Here is an 18,280-nt window from a genome sequence, read left to right as displayed (position 1 = left end):
ATGAGCCGCGTCGGCCGCGTGGAGCGCAGTACGAAGGAAACCGCCGTCGTCGTGGAGATCGACCTCGACGGCACCGGCGTCGTGGACGTCTCGACCGGGGTCGGCTTCTACGACCACATGCTCGACCAGCTCGGCCGGCACGGGCTGTTCGACCTCACGGTGAAGACCGAGGGCGATCTGCACATCGACTCGCACCACACCATCGAGGACACCGCGCTCGCGCTGGGCGCCGCCTTCAAGCGGGCCCTCGGCGACAAGGTCGGCATCTACCGCTTCGGCAACTGCACGGTGCCGCTGGACGAGTCGCTCGCGCAGGTGACGGTCGACCTGTCGGGACGGCCGTACCTGGTGCACACCGAGCCGGAGCACATGGCGCCGATGATCGGCGGTTACGACACGACGATGACGCGGCACATCCTGGAGTCGTTCGTCGCGCAGGCCCAGATCGCGCTGCACGTGCACGTCCCGTACGGGCGCAACGCGCACCACATCGTGGAATGCCAGTTCAAGGCGCTGGCCCGGGCCCTGCGCTACGCCTCGGAGCGCGACCCGCGCGCGGCGGGGATTCTTCCCTCGACGAAGGGCGCGCTGTGACTGGTCTTTCGACCGTTCTGATCGTGCTGGGACTGTTCCTCGCCGGGGGCGTGTACTCCTTCTCCAAGCAGAATCTCCCCAAGGGAGTGATCGTGCTGCTAGCGCTCTGCTCAGGACTGTGTCTTCTCGCCGGTGTGCTGCGGATCCAGGGGCTCTGGACATGACCAAGAACGTCGTCGTCTTCGACTACGGGTTCGGCAACGTCCGCTCCGCCGAGCGCGCCCTCGCGCGGGCCGGCGCCGAGGTCGAGATCACCCGTGACTTCGACCGCGCCATGAACGCCGACGGGCTGCTCGTCCCCGGCGTCGGGGCCTTCGCCGCCTGCATGGCGGGGCTCACCGCCGCCCGGGGGCACTGGATCGTGGGCCGCAGGCTCGCCGGCGGACGGCCCGTCATGGGGATCTGCGTCGGGATGCAGATCCTCTTCGAGCGCGGCATCGAGCACGGCGTGGAGACCGACGGCCTGGACGAGTGGCCCGGCACGGTCGGACCGCTGAGGGCCCCCGTCGTCCCGCACATGGGGTGGAACACGGTCGAGGCGCCCGGCGACAGCGAACTGTTCGCCGGCCTCGACCGGGACGCCCGCTTCTACTTCGTGCACTCCTACGCGGCGCACGAGTGGAGTCTCGAAGTCACCAACCCGAAGATCAGGGCCCCCCGGGTCACCTGGTCCACGCACGGCGAGCCGTTCGTCGCCGCCGTCGAGAACGGGGCACTGTGGGCCACGCAGTTCCACCCCGAGAAGTCCGGCGACGCCGGCGCGCAGCTGCTGACCAACTGGATCGGAACCCTCTGATGTCCGCTGAGTCCTCCCAGCCGAATCCCTCGAACGTGTCGGGCCCGTCGCGGCTCGAACTCCTCCCCGCCGTCGACGTCCGCGACGGCCAGGCCGTCCGGCTCGTCCACGGCGAGTCCGGTACGGAGACCTCGTACGGCTCGCCGCTGGAAGCCGCCCTCGCCTGGCAGCGCGCCGGCGCCGAGTGGCTGCACCTGGTCGACCTCGACGCCGCCTTCGGCACCGGCGACAACCGGAAGCTGATCTCCGAGGTCACCGACGCCATGGACATCAAGGTCGAGCTGTCCGGCGGCATCCGCGACGACGCCTCGCTCGCCGCCGCACTCGCCACCGGCTGCACCCGGGTCAACCTGGGCACCGCCGCGCTGGAGACCCCCGAGTGGGTCGCCAGGATCATCGCGGAACACGGCGACCGGATCGCGGTCGGCCTCGACGTCCGGGGCACGACGCTGCGCGGCCGGGGCTGGACCCGGGACGGCGGTGACCTCTACGAGACGCTGGCACGGCTGGACTCCGAGGGCTGCGCCCGGTACGTCGTCACCGACATCGCCAAGGACGGCACGCTCCAGGGCCCCAACCTGGAGCTGCTCAGGAACGTCTGCGCCGCGACCGACAAGCCGGTCGTCGCCTCCGGCGGGGTCTCCTCGCTGGACGACCTGCGCGCGCTCGCCACGCTGGTGCCCGCGGGAGTCGAGGGCGCCATCGTCGGCAAGGCCCTGTACGCCAAGGCGTTCACCCTGGAGGAGGCGCTCGCCGTGGTGGCGGGGACGTCCGGGGCGGCCGAGGCGCCCGGTGTCCCGGCCGACTCCGAGGTGTCCGGATGAGCGACGCGGTGGCAGCGGTACGGAGGGTCTCCTCCGGCGCGCACTGGGAGGAGGCCTTCGGCTACTCCCGCGCGGTGGAACTGCCCAACGGCCTGGTCCTGGTGGCCGGCTGCACCTCCGTGGTCGACGGACGGATCGCCGAGGGCGGCCCGTACGAACAGGCGTCGACGGCGTTCGGCGTGGCGGTCAAGGCACTTCAGGAGCTGGGCCTCGGCGCGGAGCACGTGGTGCGCACGCGCATGTACATCACCCACGTCCGGGACGCGGACGAGGTGGGCCGCGCGCACAAGGACCTCTTCGGTGCCGTACGCCCGGCCGCCTCGATGGTCGTCGTCGCCGGGCTCATAGACCCGAGCCTGGTCGTCGAGGTCGAGGTCGAGGCGTACCGGGGCGGGCGTGACGAGGACGAGAGCCACCGCGGAGGTGGGGCGTGAGTCTGGCCGTACGGGTCATTCCCTGCCTGGACGTGGACAACGGCCGGGTCGTCAAGGGCGTCAACTTCCAGAACCTGCGCGACGCGGGCGACCCCGTCGAGATGGCCAGGCTGTACGACGCGGAGGGTGCCGACGAGCTGACGTTCCTCGACATCACCGCCTCGTCCGGTGACCGGGAGACCACCTACGACGTGGTGCGCCGCACCGCCGAGCAGGTCTTCATCCCGCTCACCGTCGGCGGGGGAGTGCGCACCCCCGAGGACGTCGACAAGCTGCTGCGGGCGGGCGCGGACAAGGTCGGCGTCAACACGGCGGCCATCGCGCGGCCCGAGCTGATCCGGGAGATCGCCGAACGGTTCGGCCGCCAGGTGCTGGTGCTCTCGGTGGACGCGCGGCGGACTGTCTCGGCGTCCGGGACGGTGTCCTTCGAGGTCACCACGCACGGCGGCCGCCGGGGCACGGGCATCGACGCGGTCGAGTGGGCGCACCGGGCCGCCGAGCTGGGCGCGGGGGAGATCCTGCTCAACTCGATGGACGCGGACGGCACGAAGGACGGCTACGACACGGAGATGATCGCGGCCGTCCGCGAGCACGTGTCCGTTCCCGTCATCGCCTCGGGCGGCGCGGGCCGGTCGGCCGACTTCCCGCCCGCGATCGAGGCGGGCGCCGACGCCGTACTGGCCGCGTCCGTCTTCCACTTCGGGGACCTGCGCGTCTCCGAGGTCAAGCGGGCGCTGCGGGAGGCGGGGCACCCGGTCCGGTGACGCGCGTCCTCCTCGCCGGCCGACGGCCGACGGGGTGAACGCCGCAAGGGGGCGGTTCCGACACGGTCGGGCCCGTCCCTCCCTCCGCTCCTTGCCCTCGTCCCCGTCAACTCCTTGACGTGTCGTTCAACAAAACCGGTGAACTCGCCGATTTCCGCCCGTCGAGCGGATGGTGACAGCGACGAACGCCCTCCAAACTGGCGATCCCACTCCGGCGCACCCACCCCACATGCCCGTCGGCGTGGCCCCGCCACGACCGAGAGGACGCCCGTCATGCAGCAGCCCTCCGCACACCTCCCCACCAGCCTCTCCGCACCACCACCACCCGCCGCCGGCCGTGTCCGTGCCCGGGTCCGTACCGTCCGGGGCTTATGGGGGGCCGCGGTGGCGAGCGCGGGCCTGATCGCCGCGCTCGTCCCGGGCGCGTCCGAGGCCCGGGCCGCCGGCAACCCGTACCAGCGCGGCCCCGCGCCGACCGCGGCGAGCGTCGAGGCCGCCACCGGCCCGTACGCCGTCTCGCGGACCACCGTCGCCTCGGCGTCCGTCAAGGGGTTCGGCGGCGGCACCGTCTACTACCCGACCCGGACCGCGGACGGCACCTTCGGAGCCGTGGCCATCTCGCCCGGCTTCACCGGCACTCAGTCCAGCGTGTCCTGGCTGGGGCCGAGACTCGCCTCCCAGGGCTTCGTCGTCCTCACCATCGACACCATCACCACCCTGGACGCCCCGGACAGCCGGGGCCGCCAACTCCTCGCCGCACTCGACTACCTGACGGGCAGTTCACCCGTCAGCGGCCGGATCGACCGGAACCGCCTCGGGGTCATGGGCCACTCGATGGGCGGTGGCGGCGCGCTGGAGGCCGCGAAAACCCGTACGTCGCTCAAGGCGGCCATCCCGCTGACCGGCTGGAACGCGGACAAGACCTGGCCCGAGGTGCGGACGCCCACCCTGCTGGTGGGGGCCGACGGCGACATCGTGGCACCCGTCTCCTCGTACTCCGAACCGTTCTACGAGTCGCTGCCGGCCACGCTCGACAAGGCGTATCTGGAGCTGAACAACGCCACCCACTCCACCCCGACCACGGCGAACACCACGATCGCGAAATACAGCGTGTCCTGGCTGAAGCGGTTCATCGACAAGGACACCCGGTACGAGAAGTTCCTGTGCCCGCTGCCGCGGCCGAGCACGACGGTCGAGGAGTACCGGGGGAACTGCCCGCACACCTCCTGAGCGTGCCCGCGCGCTCCTTCACGCGCCGGCCGCCGGCTCGCACGCGTAGGCGCGCCGACGGGGACCCGCGCACCCACCCGCGCGGGTCCCTGTCCGTTTTTCCGCCGTTCCCGCCGTTCCCGCCGTTCCCGCCGTTCCCGCCGTCCCGGCCGGCGCGCCGCGCGCTCAGATGCCCAGCTTCGCCGTCCGCGCCTTGGCCACCGCGTCCTCGTCGCCCTCCAGAGCGACCTTCGCCGCGCCCTGCCGGCCGAACGTGAACAGCAGCAGCTCCGACGGCTCCCCGGTGACCGTCACCACGGGCGCGCCGCGGTGCGCGACCACCGTCCGGCCGTCCGGGCGGCGCAGCACCAGGCCCACCGGGGATTTGCGGCCCATCATCCGGCCGCCCTTCTCCAGCCGGGACCACAACGCGTCCGCGAACACCCGGTCCAGCTCGCGCGGCGTCCAGTCCGGCTGCGCGCGGCGGACGTCCTCGGCGTGGACGTAGAACTCGACCGTGTTCGCCGCCTCGTCGACCTGCTTGATCCCGTACGGGGACATCCGCGGCGGGCCCGTCCTGATCAGCTGGACCAGCTCCTCGTACGGCTTCGCCAGATACTCGGACGTCACCCGCTCCAGACGGTTCCTGAGCGCGGGGACCAGCAGCCCGCCGGCCGCGTCGGGGCGGCGCTCGCGGACCACCACATGGGCGGCGAGATCACGGGTGAGCCAGCCCTCGCAGAGCGTCGGGGCGGTCGGGCCGGCCGCCTCCAACAGGTCGGCTAGCAGAAGTCGTTCACGCTTGGCATGGGTCGACATGCCCGCAAGCCTACGGCGGCCCGGTGCGGTCCGCCCAGTGGACCCCCCGCCCACGAGCCGCGCGGACCCGGCACAATGACCGTATGACCAGCCGTACGACCGATTCCGCGTCCGGCGGCACCCCGGCAGCCGACCGGAGCGCCGAGCCCGCAGCGGCCGCCCCGCGCCACGGGGGCGCCGAGCCGGCCCCGGGCGCCGTGCTCGACCCCGCCCTCGCCGCCCGGCTCAAGCGCGGCGCCGACGGGCTGATCCCCGCGATCGCCCAGCAGTACGACACCGGCGAGGTGCTGATGCTCGGCTGGATGGACGACGAGGCGCTGCACCGCACCCTGACCACCGGCCGGTGCACGTACTGGTCCCGCAGCCGCCAGGAGTACTGGGTCAAGGGCGACACCTCCGGCCACGTCCAGCACGTCAAGTCCGTGGCGCTCGACTGCGACGGGGACACCGTGCTCGTCCGGGTCGACCAGGTGGGCGCCGCCTGTCACACGGGCGACCGCACCTGCTTCGACGCGGACGTCCTGCCGCTGGGCCGGTGACCGGGACCGGCCCCGATGACGGAGTAGGGTCTGCGGCCATGGACCTCGAGACCTTCCGCAAGCTGGCGGTGGACCGCCGTGTCATCCCCGTCGGCCGGCGCCTCCTCGCGGACGGCGACACCCCGGTCGGCCTGTACCGCAAGCTCGCCGCGGAACGCCCCGGCACCTTCCTGCTGGAGTCCGCCGAGAACGGCCGTTCCTGGTCCCGCTACTCCTTCATCGGCGTACGGTCCGCCGCCGCGCTCACCGAGCGCGACGGCCGCACCCACTGGCTCGGCACGCCGCCCGTCGGCGTCCCCGTCGACGGGAACCCGCTGGCGACCCTGCGCGCGACCGTGGAGACCCTGCACACCCCCCGGGACCTGGCCTCCGGCCTGCCGCCCTTCACCGGCGGCATGGTCGGCTACCTCGGCTACGACATCGTCCGCCGCCTGGAGAAGAAGATCGGCGACCACGCGCGCGACGACCTGCGGCTGCCCGAGCTGACCATGCTCCTCACCTCGGACCTCGCCGTGCTCGACCACTGGGACGGCACCGTCCTGCTGATCGCCAACGCGATCAACCACAACGACCTCGACACGGGGGTGGACGAGGCGTACGCGGACGCCGTCGCCCGCCTCGACGCCATGGCCGCCGACCTCGCGGAACCGGCCCCCACCGCCCCCACCGCGCTGCCCGAGTCGGCGCTGCCGGAGTACACCGCGCTGTGGGGCGGCGCCGCGTACCAGGACGCCGTCGAGGACATCAAGGAGCGCATCCGCGCCGGCGAGGCGTTCCAGGTCGTGCCCTCCCAGCGCTTCGAGACGCCGGTCCGCGCGAGCGCGCTGGACGTCTACCGGGTGCTGCGGGCGACCAACCCCAGCCCGTACATGTACCTCTTCCGCTTCCCCGCCCCCGAGGACGGCGGATCCGGGTTCGACGTCGTCGGCTCCAGCCCCGAGGCGCTGGTCAAGGTCGAGGACGGGCACGCGATGCTGCACCCCATCGCGGGGACCAGGCCGCGCGGCGCCACCCCGCAGGAGGACCACGCCCTCGGCGAGGAACTCCTCGCCGATCCCAAGGAACGCGCCGAGCACCTGATGCTGGTCGACCTCGGCCGCAACGACCTGGGGCGGGTCTGCGAGCCCGGCAGCGTCGAGGTCGTCGACTTCATGTCCGTCGAGCGGTACTCGCACGTGATGCACATCGTCTCCACGGTGACCGGACGGGTCGCCCAGGGCCGCACCGCGTTCGACGTCCTCACCGCGTGCTTCCCCGCCGGCACCCTCTCCGGCGCCCCCAAACCGCGCGCCATGCAGATCATCGACGAACTGGAGCCCACGCGGCGGGGCCTGTACGGCGGCTGCGTCGGCTATCTCGACTTCGCCGGGGACTCCGACACCGCGATCGCCATCCGTACCGCGCTGCTGCGCGACGGTACGGCGTACGTGCAGGCCGGGGCGGGCGTCGTCGCGGACTCCGACCCGGTCTCCGAGGACACCGAGTGCCGCAACAAGGCGGCGGCGGTGCTGCGCGCCGTGCACACCGCGAACCGGCTCGGCGGCGCCTGACCGGGAACCGCCCCCGGGTGGGTCCCGGACCGGGGCGACGGGCCTCCGGAAGCCGTGAGGGATAGTGGGGGTGTGAGTGCCGCACCCGAATCCCAGCCCCGCACCGCCGCCCCGGCGGCGGACGCCAAGAGCAGCCGCCGCAGCCTCGCGGTGGCCCTGTTGCTCGGTGCCGTCGGCGCCGCGGTCGTGCTGATCGCCTCCGGCCAGACCTGGGCGCAGGGCACCGTGGCCGTGGGCGGCGGCACCCTGCCGCTCAGAGCCGACGGCCGTGATGTGACCGGTGTCCCGGCGGCCCTCGCCATCGTGGGCCTCGCCGCGCTGGTCGCCGTCTTCGCCGTCCGCGGGGCGGGCCGGCTGCTGGTCTCCGCCCTGCTCACGCTGAGCGGTGCCGGCGCGGCGGTGGCCGCCGTGCTCGGGGCCTCCAACAGCACGGCCCTGGACGAGCAGGCCGCCCGGACCACCGGCGACGCCGCCGCCACGATCGACGCGCTCAGCCGCACCGCGTGGCCGTACGTGACGGCCGCCGGCGGCGCGCTGATACTCCTCGCCGGCCTGCTCGCCCTGCGCTTCGGCCCGCGCTGGCCCGCCATGTCCGGCCGCTACGAACGGACGGGCGGCACGGCGCCGGGCGCGACGGGCCGGGCCGGGCGCCGTGGCGGGCCCGGCCGCCGGCCCCCCGCCGTGGACCCGGACCGCCCGGAGGACCTGTGGAAGGCGCTCGACCGGGGCGAGGACCCGACGGACCCGGCGGGTCCCACGAACACCACGGACACCACGCGATAGGGCCGCGGGCCACACCTCACGCCGCACGCACCCGGCCATGGGCGTGCGGCGTGGTGCTGTGGGTCGCGTCACCCGGACCCGCGGGTCTGTACGGGTGAACCATGCGGGACAATGTGCCGTGAGCGTCCGACTCACACAGCGCTACAGCATCAAGGAGCAACTCATGGCGGGCAGCAGCCACGGACACACCCCGGCGGCCTGGACCGGTGTCATCATCTCCTTCGTCGGTTTCTGCGTCGCGGGAGTCTTCATGGTGGCGGCGAACACGCTCGGGTTCTGGGCCGGCATGGCGATCGTGGTGGCCGGTGGTGTCGTCGGACTGGCGATGAAGGCCGCCGGCCTGGGCATGCCGAAGGAGTCCGAGGCGGTCGTCCGCGCCAGGGCCGAGGCCACCCGCGCGCAGGTCGAGCGGTCCGCCCGGGGCGGCGCCCCGAAGGGTGAGGCCCCGGCGGCCGAGGCCGCGGCCTCCCAGGCGGTCTGACCGGCGGCGGACGCTTCCCGGCGAAGCCGGCCGCGCCGCCCCGCACGAGCAGCGACAATCACCGGGTGGACGCCATGCCAGACCCCACCGCGCCGGTTCCCGACGGCGGCCCCGGTCCGGGCCGCCGTGCGGCCGTCGGCGGCCCGAGCGCCCCGCCGGACCCGCCGCACGGCCGGCCGGAGGATCCCCCGGTGCCCCGGTCCGGGCCGCGCCCCGCGGCCTCGCGGGCCCGGCGACTGGCCGCGCCGGCCGCCACCCTCGCCGGGATCGCCGCCGCCTGGACGTATGTCGGCCAGGTCGATCCGAACGAGCCCGGCCACTACCCCGTCTGCCCCCTCTACGCCCTGACCGGCTTGTACTGCCCCGGCTGCGGTGGGCTGCGCAGCGCCCACGCCGTCGCGCACGGCGACCTCGTCACCGCCCTGGGCGACAACGCCCTGGCCGTCGTCGGGTACGCCGTCTTCGCCGTCTTCTGGGTCCTCTGGCTGGTGCGGGCCTGGCGGCGGCTGCCCGTGCGCGTCCCCCAGAAGCCGGTCTGGTGGTGGACGCTCGGCGGGACGATCCTGCTCTTCACGGTGGTCAGAAATCTCCCCTTCGGCTCGTCGCTCGCGCCCTGAAGCACCAGGTCATGGCATGCTCGGCGCACCGGATGCGAGTCCTTCGGCCGCTTCCGGCTAGCATCGACATGGCTGGTCCCGGCCCCGTGGCCGAAAATCCCGTGGCCGGCCCGACCACCTCCGTACCCGATGCGGATCCGCGCCCCGGCCGGGCCGGCGCCGCTTCCACATCACCGTCCCGGAAGGGGGCCCCTCGCGTGAGTGTGCTCGACGAGATCATCGAAGGCGTCCGCGCCGACCTCGCAGAGCGGCAGGCACGCGTGGGCCTCGACGAGCTCAAGGACCGCGCGGCCAAGGCCCACCGGGCCAAGGACGGGGCCGCGGCGCTGAGCGGCGAGGGCGTCCAGGTGATCTGCGAGGTCAAGCGCTCCAGCCCGTCCAAGGGCGCGCTCGCGGCGATCGCCGACCCGGCGGGTCTCGCCGCCGACTACGAGGCGGGCGGCGCCGCCGTCATCTCCGTACTCACCGAGCAGCGGCGCTTCGGCGGCTCGCTCGCCGACCTGGAGGCCGTACGGGCCAAGGTCGACATCCCGGTCCTGCGCAAGGACTTCATCGTCACCTCCTACCAGTTGTGGGAGGCGCGGGCGTACGGTGCGGACGTGGTCCTGCTGATCGTCGCCGCGCTGGAGCAGCCCGCGCTGGTGTCCCTGATCGAGCGGGCCGAGTCGATCGGACTCACCCCGCTCGTCGAGGTGCACGACGAGGAGGAGACCGAGCGCGCCGTGGCCGCCGGGGCGCGGGTCATCGGGGTGAACGCGCGGAACCTGAAGACGCTGAAGGTCGACCGCTCCACGTTCGAGCGGGTCGCGCCCGAGATCCCCGCGGGCATCGTGAAGGTCGCCGAGTCCGGCGTGCGCGGGCCGCACGACCTGATCGCCTACGCCAACGCCGGGGCCGACGCGGTGCTCGTCGGCGAGTCGCTGGTCACCGGCCGCGACCCGAAGGCGGCGGTGGCCGACCTGGTCGCGGCGGGCGCGCACCCCGCGCTGCGGCAGGGGAGGGACTGACTCCGCCGTGGCCCGTGCCGTCGCCGTACGCTCCCAGCCCGCCGTATCCGTACGGCCGGGCGCCTCGGGGTGCGTACCGCCGGCGCTCGCGCCGCTGCCGCACGCACCGCTCGCCCGCGGTTGCAGGCCGCGCGGCTGCCGTGCCCCCGCGCGCCGCGTGCACGGCCGCCGGGTGCGGTACGTGATCGGGGACGAGCCCGGTCAGGTCAACGGAATGCGATGGCGTCGCGGCGTCCCGGCGTGAGAGCGGGGACGGACGGCGTCGCCGAGGTGTGACGCCGCGCCCGGTCGGGACCGGGGGCCGCGCCGCCGGCCGGCCGACGAGGCCGGAGGGACACGGGCGCACCGGCGTCCCGTGGACGGCCGCCCCGCTCACCCGCCCTCGTACCGGGGGCGTCGCGCCGACGGCGCACACCGTCGTCCCTGATCCGTTGATCTGTTGCTTTTCGAGGAGATCTGGCGTGTCCAGCGAGTTTTTCCTGCCCGACCCAGAGGGTCGGACCCCCAGCGCCGAGGGGTACTTCGGCGCATTCGGCGGCAAGTTCATCCCCGAGGCGCTCGTCGCCGCCGTCGACGAGGTCGCCGTCGAGTTCGAGAAGGCCAAGGCCGACCCGGCGTTCGCCGCCGAGCTGAACGACCTCATGGTCCACTACACGGGCCGGCCCAGTCCGCTCACCGAGGTGCCGCGGTTCGCCGAGCACGCCGGCGGCGCCCGGGTCTTCCTCAAGCGGGAGGACCTGAACCACACCGGCTCGCACAAGATCAACAATGTGCTCGGCCAGGCGCTGCTGACCAGGCGGATGGGCAAGACCCGGGTCATCGCCGAGACCGGCGCCGGGCAGCACGGGGTCGCGACCGCGACCGCGTGCGCCCTGTTCGGGCTCGACTGCACGATCTACATGGGCGAGATCGACACCGAGCGCCAGGCCCTCAACGTCGCCCGGATGCGGATGCTCGGCGCCGAGGTCGTGGCCGTGAAGTCCGGCAGCCGCACCCTGAAGGACGCCATCAACGAGGCGTTCCGCGACTGGGTCGCCAATGTGGACCACACGCACTACCTGTTCGGGACCGTCGCGGGACCGCACCCGTTCCCGGCGATGGTGCGTGACTTCCACCGGGTCATCGGCGTGGAGGCCAGGCGCCAGGTCCTGGAGCGCGCCGGCCGGCTGCCCGACGCGGCCGTCGCCTGCGTCGGCGGCGGGTCGAACGCGATCGGGCTGTTCCACGCGTTCCTCCCCGACCCGGACGTGCGGCTGGTGGGCTGCGAGCCGGCCGGACACGGCATCGACAGCGGCGAGCACGCCGCCACGCTGACCGCCGGTGAGCCCGGCATCCTGCACGGCTCCCGCTCGTACGTCCTCCAGGACGAGGAAGGCCAGATCACCGAGCCGTACTCGATCTCGGCGGGCCTCGACTACCCGGGCATCGGCCCGGAGCACGCCTACCTCAAGGACAGCGGGCGGGGCGAGTACAGGGCGGTGACGGACGACGCCGCCATGCGGGCGCTGCTGCTGCTGTCCCGCACCGAGGGCATCATCCCGGCCATCGAGAGCGCGCACGCGCTGGCCGGCGCGCTGGAGATCGGCCGGGAACTCGGCGGTGACGGCCTGATCGTCGTCAACCTCTCCGGGCGCGGCGACAAGGACATGGACACGGCCGCCCGCTACTTCGGGCTGTACGACGCCGAGGGCGCGTCGGGGGAGGGCACGAAGTGAGCGGGAACATCCAGCTGCTGAACGACACACTGGCGGGTGCCAAGGCGGCGGACCGGGCCGCGCTGATCGCGTACCTGCCGGCCGGCTTCCCGACCGTCGACGGGGGGATCGAGGCCGTGAAGGCCGCCTTCGCGGGCGGCGCGGACGTCGTCGAGGTCGGACTGCCGCACAGCGACCCGGTGCTCGACGGGCCCGTCATCCAGACCGCCGACGACATCGCGCTCAAGGGCGGGGTGAAGATCGCGGACGTGATGCGGACGGTCCGGGAGGCGTACGAGGCGACCGGGAAGCCGGTCCTCGTGATGACGTACTGGAATCCGATCGACCGGTACGGTGTCGAACGCTTCACCGCCGAGCTGGCCGAGGCGGGCGGCGCCGGATGCATCCTGCCGGACCTGCCCGTCCAGGAGTCCGCGGGCTGGCGCGAACACGCCGAGAAGCACGGTCTGGCGACCGTCTTCGTGGTGGCTCCCAGCAGCCGGGACGAGCGGCTGGCGAAGATCACGGCCGTGGGCACCGGCTTCGTGTACGCGGCGTCCCTGATGGGCGTCACCGGCACCCGTGAGTCGGTCGGCGAGCAGGCCCGGAACCTGGTGGAACGCACCCGCGCGACCACGGAGCTGCCGGTGTGCGTGGGGCTCGGGGTGTCCAACGCGACGCAGGCCGCGGAGGTCGCCGGATTCTCCGACGGCGTGATCGTCGGCTCGGCGTTCGTGAAGCGGATCCTGGACGCGCCCGACGCGGCGGCCGGCGTCGAGGCCGTACGGGAGCTGGCGGGCGAGCTGGCCGAGGGCGTTCGTAAGCGCTGACGGGCGGCATCACCCGTACGGGTGGACCTGGGACCGGGGAGGTGCGCAGGCGCCTCCCCGGTTCGTTGCTGTGGGCGTGAGCGACAACAAGCGTGAGGGCAAGAGGAGCGCGCGAGAGCGGCTCCAGCGGGAACGAGTGGCGGACAAGGCGCGCGAGAAGCGCCGGCGCGCGTTGGTCGCCGGCGCGGTGGTGGCCGGTGTGCTCGGGCTGGTCGGCGCCGGCGGGCTGGTCGCCGCCGAGATCGGCGAGCGGAGCGAGGCCGGCGCGGCGGGCCCGGTGAGCGCGCCCTCGGGGGCGAACGGCGACGACAACCTGGCGATCACCGTGGGCGCCCAGGACGCGCCGTCCACGCTCACGGTCTGGGAGGACTTCCGCTGCCCGGCCTGCGCCCAGTTCGAGAACGCGTACCGGAGCACGATCCACGAGCTGGAGAAGTCCGGCGAGCTGAAGGTCGAGTACCACCTGGCCACGCTCATCGACGGCAACATGGGCGGCAGCGGCTCCCTGCGCGCCGCCAACGCCGCGGCCTGCGCCCAGGACGCCGGCGAGTTCGCGCCGTACCACGACCTGCTGTACGCGAACCAGCCGCCGGAGACGGACGACGCCTTCGCCAGGAACGGCCGGCTGCTGGAGCTGGCGGACACGGTGGACGGGCTCCGGACGGCGCCCGGATTCGAGAAGTGCGTGAAGGACGGCACGCACGACGACTGGGTGGACAAGTCGGCGGAGGCGTTCCGGAAGGGTGACTTCTCGGGGACGCCGACCGTGCTGCTGAACGGGGAGGCGGTGTTCCCGAAGAAGGGCAACGAGAACATCACGCCGGCCAATCTGAAGAAGTGGGTCGCGCGGGCGAACGAGGGGAAGAAGCGGGGGACCCCGGGCGCGGCGGGGCCGACGGCGCCCGAGGCGTCGTAGCCAGGGGACCGCGGGACCCACGGACGGGGACCACCGGCGAGCTGGTGCGCACGGCCCGTTACGCAGAAGTTGCCGGACGGGTTGCCCCGGGGCCCGTCCGGCACTGTAGCGTCGGTCCTGCCATGTACCTTGCCTACATTCCCAGCCCGTCGACCGGAGTCCTCCACCTCGGACCGCTCCCGCTGCGTGGCTACGCGTTCTGCATCATCATCGGTGTCTTCGTCGCCGTCTGGTACGGCGGCAAGCGATGGGTCGCCAGAGGCGGCAAAGTCGGCACGGTGGCCGACATCGCCGTCTGGGCGGTGCCCTTCGGCCTGGTCGGCGGCCGTCTCTACCATGTGATCACCGACTACCAGCTGTACTTCAGCGAAGGTCAGAACTGGGTCGACGCCTTCAAGATCTGGGAGGGCGGCCTCGGCATCTGGGGCGCGATCGCGCTGGGCGCGGTCGGGGCCTGGATCGGCTGCCGCCGACGCGGGATCCCGCTCCCCGCCTACGCGGACGCCATCGCGCCCGGGATAGTCCTGGCGCAGGCGATCGGGCGGTGGGGCAACTGGTTCAACCAGGAGCTCTACGGCAAGCCGACGGACCTGCCGTGGGCGCTGGAGATCAGCGCGGCCCCGAACCGCGAGGCGGGCCTGTACCACCCGACGTTCCTGTACGAGTCGCTGTGGTGCGTGGGCGTCGCGCTGCTGGTCGTCTGGGCCGACCGCCGCTTCACGCTGGGGCACGGCCGGGTCTTCGCGCTCTACGTCGCGGCGTACTGCGTGGGCCGCGGCTGGATCGAGTACATGCGGGTCGACGAGGCGCACCACATCCTCGGTCTGCGGCTGAACGTCTGGACGGCGGCGCTGGTCTTCCTGCTGGCGGTCACCTACATCGTGATCTCGGCGCGGGTGCGGCCGGGGCGCGAGGAAGTCGTGGAACCGGAGACGGGCACGGCCGAGGGGATCGCCGGGCCGGTGGCCGACGGTGGAGCCGAGGACGACACGGCGGGAACGAAGGCCGATAAGCCCGACAAGGCTGACAAGGCCGACAAGGAGGGCCAGGGTGACCGGCCCGGCACGAAGGCCGCCGCGAAGACCGGCACCGCCGACGAGGCCGGCGAGGCGGCCGGCGAGGCCGGTGGCAAGGGCGACGGTGTCCCCGCGGGGGCCGAGACGGCGGAGAAGAGCTGACACCGAGCTGATGGCGCCAGGGGGCCGTCGGACCGTTCCGGTCCGGCGGCCCTCGCGCGTGGTCCCGCGCCGGCGTAGGCCGGCCCGCGCCCGGTGCCGCGCCCGGCGGACGCCGTGCGCGCCGGCCCGGGCGCGGCCGGGACCCACCCATGGCGCGTGGCGCGCGGCCGGTCTCGACCGCCCGGCTTCTCCCGGCGGCGCGGTGTGCCTGAGGCGGCGCCCGCCGGCGGGCCCCCCCGCGCCCGGCCCGCTCACTCCGTCTCGCGCCCCTTGCCCGGCGTGTCGGGAGGGAAGCCTCAGTCCCGCTTCGCCAGCGCGAGCGTCCTCCTCGCCGCCGCCACGATCGCCGCGTCCACGAAGCGGCCGTCCCTCATCGCCAGCGCGCCGCCGTCCGATGCCGCCGCCTCGACGACTTCCTCCGCCTCCGCCACCTCCCTGGGGGTGGGGCGGTAGGCGTCCTCGATCACCGGGAGCTGGCGGGGGTGGATCGCCGCGCGGCCCAGGAGTCCGAGGGCGCGGCCCCGGACACAGGAGGCTGCCAGGCCGTCCAGGTCGCGCACGTCCGGGTACACCGACTGGACCGGGGGCGCGAGGCCCGCCGCGCGGGCGGCGACCACGGCCCGGCCGCGCGCCCAGTCGAGCCCGGAGTCGTCCCGGACCCCCAGGTCCGCCCGCAGGTCCGCCTCGCCCAGGGCGATGCCGCGGACCGCCTGGTGCGCGGTGGCGATCGCGTGGGCGTGCTCGACGGCCAGCGCCGATTCGAGCAGGGCGTACAGCGCGACGTCGGGCGCGCGCACCGCCACCCGGTGGATGTCGGACGCGTGGGTGACCTTGGCCAGCCGTAGTCCGGCCAGCCCGGGCAGGGCGGCCAGCGGCGGTACGTCGCGCTCGTCGGTGATCCGGACGTGCACCGGCACCGGGTGCGGCTCGCGGAGGAACTCGGCGGTGGCCCGCCGCGCGTACTCCTTGCGCTCAGGCGCCACCGCGTCCTCCAGGTCCACGATCACCACGTCCGCGCCGCTGGCCAGCGCCTTCGTCACCACGTCCGGCCGGTCTCCGGGCACGTACAGCCAGGTCAGCGGCGTCTTGACGGTCACGCGTCCTCGATCTCGGGGCGGTACGGCATGGACGTGGAGGCGCCGGGACGCGTGACGCAGAGCGCAGCGGCCGCCGTCGCCCACCGCAGGGCCTCGGGCATCGGGCGTCCCTCGCCGAGCGCGACGGCGAGCGCGCCCACGAAGGTGTCGCCCGCGCCCGTCCTGTCGACCGGGGCGACCGGGGGTGCGGGTACGCGGACGGGTTCCGCGTCCCGCGCGACGTACAGGCTGCCCGCCGCACCCAGGGTGATCACGACCTCCGGGACCTGCCGCAGCAGGGACTCCGCCGCCGACCGGGGGTCGGCGACCCCGGTGAGCGTGGCCGCCTCGTGTTCGTTGGGGACCAGCAGGTCGACGGCGGCGAGGAGTTCGGGCGGCAGGGGCTGGGCCGGGGACGGGGTGAGGACCGTGCGCACGGCGTGCCGCCGGGCCGCGTCCGCGCCGGACTGCACGGCGCTCAGGGGCAGTTCGAGCTGGAGGAGCAGGGTGCCGGCGGTCTCGATGAGGGCTTCGTCGCCGGGGCCCAGTTCGGTGACCGTCCCGTTCGCGCCGGGGATGACGACCTTGGCGTTGCCGCCCTCGTCGTCGACGACGATATGGGCGGTGCCCGAGGGGCCCTCCGCGGTACGGAGCAGATCCGTGTCGACGCCGGAGGCCTCGAGGGTGTGCCGTAGCCGTTCGCCGTAGCCGTCCGCGCCGACGGCGCCGATCATCGCGACCTCCCCGCCGGCGCGGGCGGCGGCGACGGCCTGGTTGGCGCCCTTGCCGCCGGGGACCGTGCGGAACTCGCGGCCCGTGACGGTCTCCCCGAGCTTCGGGGTGCGCGCGGCGTACACGACGAGGTCCATGTTGGTGCTGCCGAGCACCACGATGCCGGTCATGCGCGAGGGGCCTCTACCCGGTGCCCGGCCGCCGCGCCGGGGGCCGGTGGCGCGCTGTCCGGTGCGGTGGAGGGTTCGCGGGCGTCCTGGCCCGGCCGGCCGGACCGGTCGGGCCGGCCGGGCCGGTCGGCGGCCACGAGCCGGGCGAACGCGTCCTCGTGTGCCCGGCGCCGTCGCGTGTCCCGGGCGAAGACCTCGTACGCCACCTCCGTCAGCGCCCGCGCCGGGCCGCGCAGATCGAGGCGGCTGGCCTCGGCGACGGCCCGCGCCCACTCCTCGGGAACGGCGGCCTCGCCGCCCAGCGCCCCCGCGAGCGCGCCGCTCATCGTGGCGATCGAGTCGCAGTCGCGCCCGTAGTTGACCGAGCCGAGCACCGTGCGGCGGACGTCCCCGGCACCGATCAGCAACATGGCGAGCGCGATGGGCAGTTCCTCGACGGAGTGCAGCCGGGAGGGGCGGCGGGCGCCCAGGGACGGGCTGCGGTAGTGCGGCCCCACGGTGTCGAACGGCGCGATGGCCGCCCGCAGTCCGCGCTGCGCGGACTCGGCGTCGCGGTGCCGGGCGGCGACGTCGCACACCGCCTCGATCGCGGCGCGCGTACCGTCCTTCGCGAACGACAGGCACGTCTCGACCACGCCGGCCGGGGTGGCGCCGGGCAGGCACGCGGCGGCGACCGCGGCCGCGAACACCCCGGCGGCCTCACGGCCGTACGAGGACTGGTGCGCGCCCGCGATGTCGAGGGCCTCGGCGTACGCGGCCGCCGGGTCGGCGGCGTTGACCAGGCCGACCGGAGCCATGTACATGGCCGCGCCGCAGTTGACGATGTTTCCCGTGCCTGCCTCGCGCGGGTCGACGTGCCCGTAGTGCAACCGCGTGACCAGCCACTTCTCGGCGAGGAACAGCCGCTGGAGGGGCAGCGCCTCGGCCTCCAGTTCGGGGATCCAGCGAGGCGTGGAGATCAGGTCGGGGACCAGGTGGGCGGCGACGGCGTGCGCGTCGAGGTGGTCACGCACCTTCTCGTACACCCGGATCAGCGCATGCGTCATCAATGTGTCGTCGGTGACGTGGCCGTCGCCCTTGTGGTATGGGGCGAGGGGGCGGGCGGTGCGCCAGTCCTCGTGCCACGGTCCGACGATGCCGGTGACCCGGCCGCCGTGGCGTTCGACGATCTGCTCGGGGGAGTAGCCCTCGACGGGGCCGCCGAGCGCGTCGCCGACGGCCGCGCCGGTCAGACAGCCGGCGACGCGGTCGGCGAGTGACGGCATGG

The 18,280-nt window shown here is 73.9% G+C and carries 21 protein-coding genes and 1 pseudogene; 18 read left to right on the top strand and 4 right to left on the bottom strand.

Annotation, left to right across the window (positions count from 1 at the left end):
• The 7 genes from hisB (at position 1) to ACU6P3_RS07705 (ending at position 4,642) form a co-directional block, all read left to right on the top strand.
• A complete protein-coding gene (gene hisB, locus ACU6P3_RS07735) occupies positions 1 to 594 on the top strand; it encodes an imidazoleglycerol-phosphate dehydratase HisB (protein WP_447197801.1) in 594 nt (197 codons plus the stop codon).
• The gene (locus ACU6P3_RS07730; RefSeq protein ID WP_030745698.1) at positions 591 to 758 is read left to right on the top strand and encodes a CG2302 family histidine operon protein; all 168 of its coding nucleotides are present in this window, start codon (positions 591 to 593) and stop codon (positions 756 to 758) included. The genes hisB and ACU6P3_RS07730 overlap by 4 nt, the downstream gene beginning before the upstream one ends.
• The gene (hisH, locus tag ACU6P3_RS07725; protein WP_344281450.1) at positions 755 to 1,390 is read left to right on the top strand and encodes an imidazole glycerol phosphate synthase subunit HisH; all 636 of its coding nucleotides are present in this window, start codon (positions 755 to 757) and stop codon (positions 1,388 to 1,390) included. Before ACU6P3_RS07730 ends, hisH begins: the two co-directional genes overlap by 4 nt.
• Positions 1,390 to 2,214, top strand: coding sequence for a bifunctional 1-(5-phosphoribosyl)-5-((5-phosphoribosylamino)methylideneamino)imidazole-4-carboxamide isomerase/phosphoribosylanthranilate isomerase PriA (gene priA, locus ACU6P3_RS07720; protein WP_447196473.1), 825 nt, complete (start codon positions 1,390 to 1,392; stop codon positions 2,212 to 2,214). The genes hisH and priA overlap by 1 nt, the downstream gene beginning before the upstream one ends.
• A complete protein-coding gene (locus ACU6P3_RS07715) occupies positions 2,211 to 2,648 on the top strand; it encodes a RidA family protein (RefSeq protein ID WP_030745690.1) in 438 nt (145 codons plus the stop codon). The genes priA and ACU6P3_RS07715 overlap by 4 nt, the downstream gene beginning before the upstream one ends.
• Positions 2,645 to 3,412 carry an imidazole glycerol phosphate synthase subunit HisF gene (gene hisF / locus ACU6P3_RS07710; RefSeq protein WP_447196472.1) on the top strand — a complete coding sequence of 256 codons (768 nt, stop codon included), beginning with the start codon at positions 2,645 to 2,647 and terminating at the stop codon, positions 3,410 to 3,412. The genes ACU6P3_RS07715 and hisF overlap by 4 nt, the downstream gene beginning before the upstream one ends.
• A 273-nt stretch (positions 3,413 to 3,685) precedes the next feature.
• Positions 3,686 to 4,642, top strand: coding sequence for an alpha/beta hydrolase family protein (locus ACU6P3_RS07705; RefSeq protein ID WP_447196471.1), 957 nt, complete (start codon positions 3,686 to 3,688; stop codon positions 4,640 to 4,642).
• A gap of 165 nt (positions 4,643 to 4,807) precedes the next feature.
• Here the strand turns inward: ACU6P3_RS07705 and ACU6P3_RS07700 are convergent, their stop codons facing one another.
• Positions 4,808 to 5,440, bottom strand: coding sequence for a TIGR03085 family metal-binding protein (locus ACU6P3_RS07700; protein ID WP_447196470.1), 633 nt, complete (start codon positions 5,438 to 5,440; stop codon positions 4,808 to 4,810).
• 83 nt (positions 5,441 to 5,523) lie between these two features.
• Here ACU6P3_RS07700 and hisI point away from each other — a divergent pair, with 83 nt between their 5' ends.
• From hisI to lgt, 11 genes and pseudogenes are all read left to right on the top strand, one after another.
• Positions 5,524 to 5,979: a phosphoribosyl-AMP cyclohydrolase gene (gene hisI, locus ACU6P3_RS07695; RefSeq protein ID WP_447196469.1), complete on the top strand. Its 456-nt coding sequence runs from the start codon at positions 5,524 to 5,526 to the stop codon at positions 5,977 to 5,979.
• A gap of 38 nt (positions 5,980 to 6,017) precedes the next feature.
• Positions 6,018 to 7,529: an anthranilate synthase component I gene (locus ACU6P3_RS07690; RefSeq protein ID WP_447196468.1), complete on the top strand. Its 1,512-nt coding sequence runs from the start codon at positions 6,018 to 6,020 to the stop codon at positions 7,527 to 7,529.
• A gap of 72 nt (positions 7,530 to 7,601) precedes the next feature.
• Positions 7,602 to 8,312, top strand: coding sequence for a TIGR02234 family membrane protein (locus ACU6P3_RS07685; protein WP_447196467.1), 711 nt, complete (start codon positions 7,602 to 7,604; stop codon positions 8,310 to 8,312).
• Positions 8,313 to 8,475: 163 nt separating this feature from the next.
• Positions 8,476 to 8,715, top strand: a pseudogene (locus tag ACU6P3_RS07680) (HGxxPAAW family protein); the annotation flags it as partial.
• A 152-nt stretch (positions 8,716 to 8,867) separates the two neighbouring features.
• The gene (locus tag ACU6P3_RS07675; RefSeq protein WP_447197800.1) at positions 8,868 to 9,410 is read left to right on the top strand and encodes a DUF2752 domain-containing protein; all 543 of its coding nucleotides are present in this window, start codon (positions 8,868 to 8,870) and stop codon (positions 9,408 to 9,410) included.
• 197 nt (positions 9,411 to 9,607) lie between these two features.
• Entirely contained in the window at positions 9,608 to 10,417 is an 810-nt protein-coding gene (gene trpC, locus ACU6P3_RS07670; protein ID WP_447196466.1) for an indole-3-glycerol phosphate synthase TrpC, read from the top strand.
• A gap of 7 nt (positions 10,418 to 10,424) precedes the next feature.
• Positions 10,425 to 10,661 carry a tryptophan biosynthesis modulator TrpM gene (gene trpM / locus ACU6P3_RS07665; RefSeq protein ID WP_447196465.1) on the top strand — a complete coding sequence of 79 codons (237 nt, stop codon included), beginning with the start codon at positions 10,425 to 10,427 and terminating at the stop codon, positions 10,659 to 10,661.
• Positions 10,662 to 10,878: 217 nt separating this feature from the next.
• Positions 10,879 to 12,132, top strand: a complete 1,254-nt coding sequence (trpB, locus tag ACU6P3_RS07660) for a tryptophan synthase subunit beta (RefSeq protein WP_447196464.1) — start codon at positions 10,879 to 10,881, stop codon at positions 12,130 to 12,132.
• The gene (gene trpA, locus ACU6P3_RS07655; RefSeq protein ID WP_447196463.1) at positions 12,129 to 12,941 is read left to right on the top strand and encodes a tryptophan synthase subunit alpha; all 813 of its coding nucleotides are present in this window, start codon (positions 12,129 to 12,131) and stop codon (positions 12,939 to 12,941) included. Before trpB ends, trpA begins: the two co-directional genes overlap by 4 nt.
• A gap of 76 nt (positions 12,942 to 13,017) precedes the next feature.
• Complete coding sequence (locus tag ACU6P3_RS07650; protein WP_447196462.1) at positions 13,018 to 13,857, top strand: DsbA family protein; 840 nt, start codon at positions 13,018 to 13,020, stop codon at positions 13,855 to 13,857.
• Positions 13,858 to 13,979: 122 nt separating this feature from the next.
• Entirely contained in the window at positions 13,980 to 15,035 is a 1,056-nt protein-coding gene (gene lgt / locus ACU6P3_RS07645) for a prolipoprotein diacylglyceryl transferase (protein WP_447196461.1), read from the top strand.
• A 296-nt stretch (positions 15,036 to 15,331) separates the two neighbouring features.
• Here the strand turns inward: lgt and ACU6P3_RS07640 are convergent, their stop codons facing one another.
• Genes ACU6P3_RS07640 through ACU6P3_RS07630 form a run of 3 tightly spaced genes read right to left on the bottom strand, consistent with a single transcriptional unit; the run spans position 15,332 to position 18,278 of the window.
• Complete coding sequence (locus ACU6P3_RS07640) at positions 15,332 to 16,132, bottom strand: HpcH/HpaI aldolase/citrate lyase family protein (protein ID WP_447196460.1); 801 nt, start codon at positions 16,130 to 16,132, stop codon at positions 15,332 to 15,334.
• Entirely contained in the window at positions 16,129 to 17,013 is an 885-nt protein-coding gene (rbsK, locus tag ACU6P3_RS07635; RefSeq protein ID WP_447196459.1) for a ribokinase, read from the bottom strand. The genes ACU6P3_RS07640 and rbsK overlap by 4 nt, the downstream gene beginning before the upstream one ends.
• A complete protein-coding gene (locus ACU6P3_RS07630; protein WP_447197799.1) occupies positions 17,010 to 18,278 on the bottom strand; it encodes an ADP-ribosylglycohydrolase family protein in 1,269 nt (422 codons plus the stop codon). Before ACU6P3_RS07630 ends, rbsK begins: the two co-directional genes overlap by 4 nt.
• Positions 18,279 to 18,280 lie beyond the last annotated feature (2 nt).

This window comes from Streptomyces hebeiensis, from assembly GCF_052983195.1.
This window is presented reverse-complemented; position numbering and strand designations above follow the sequence as displayed.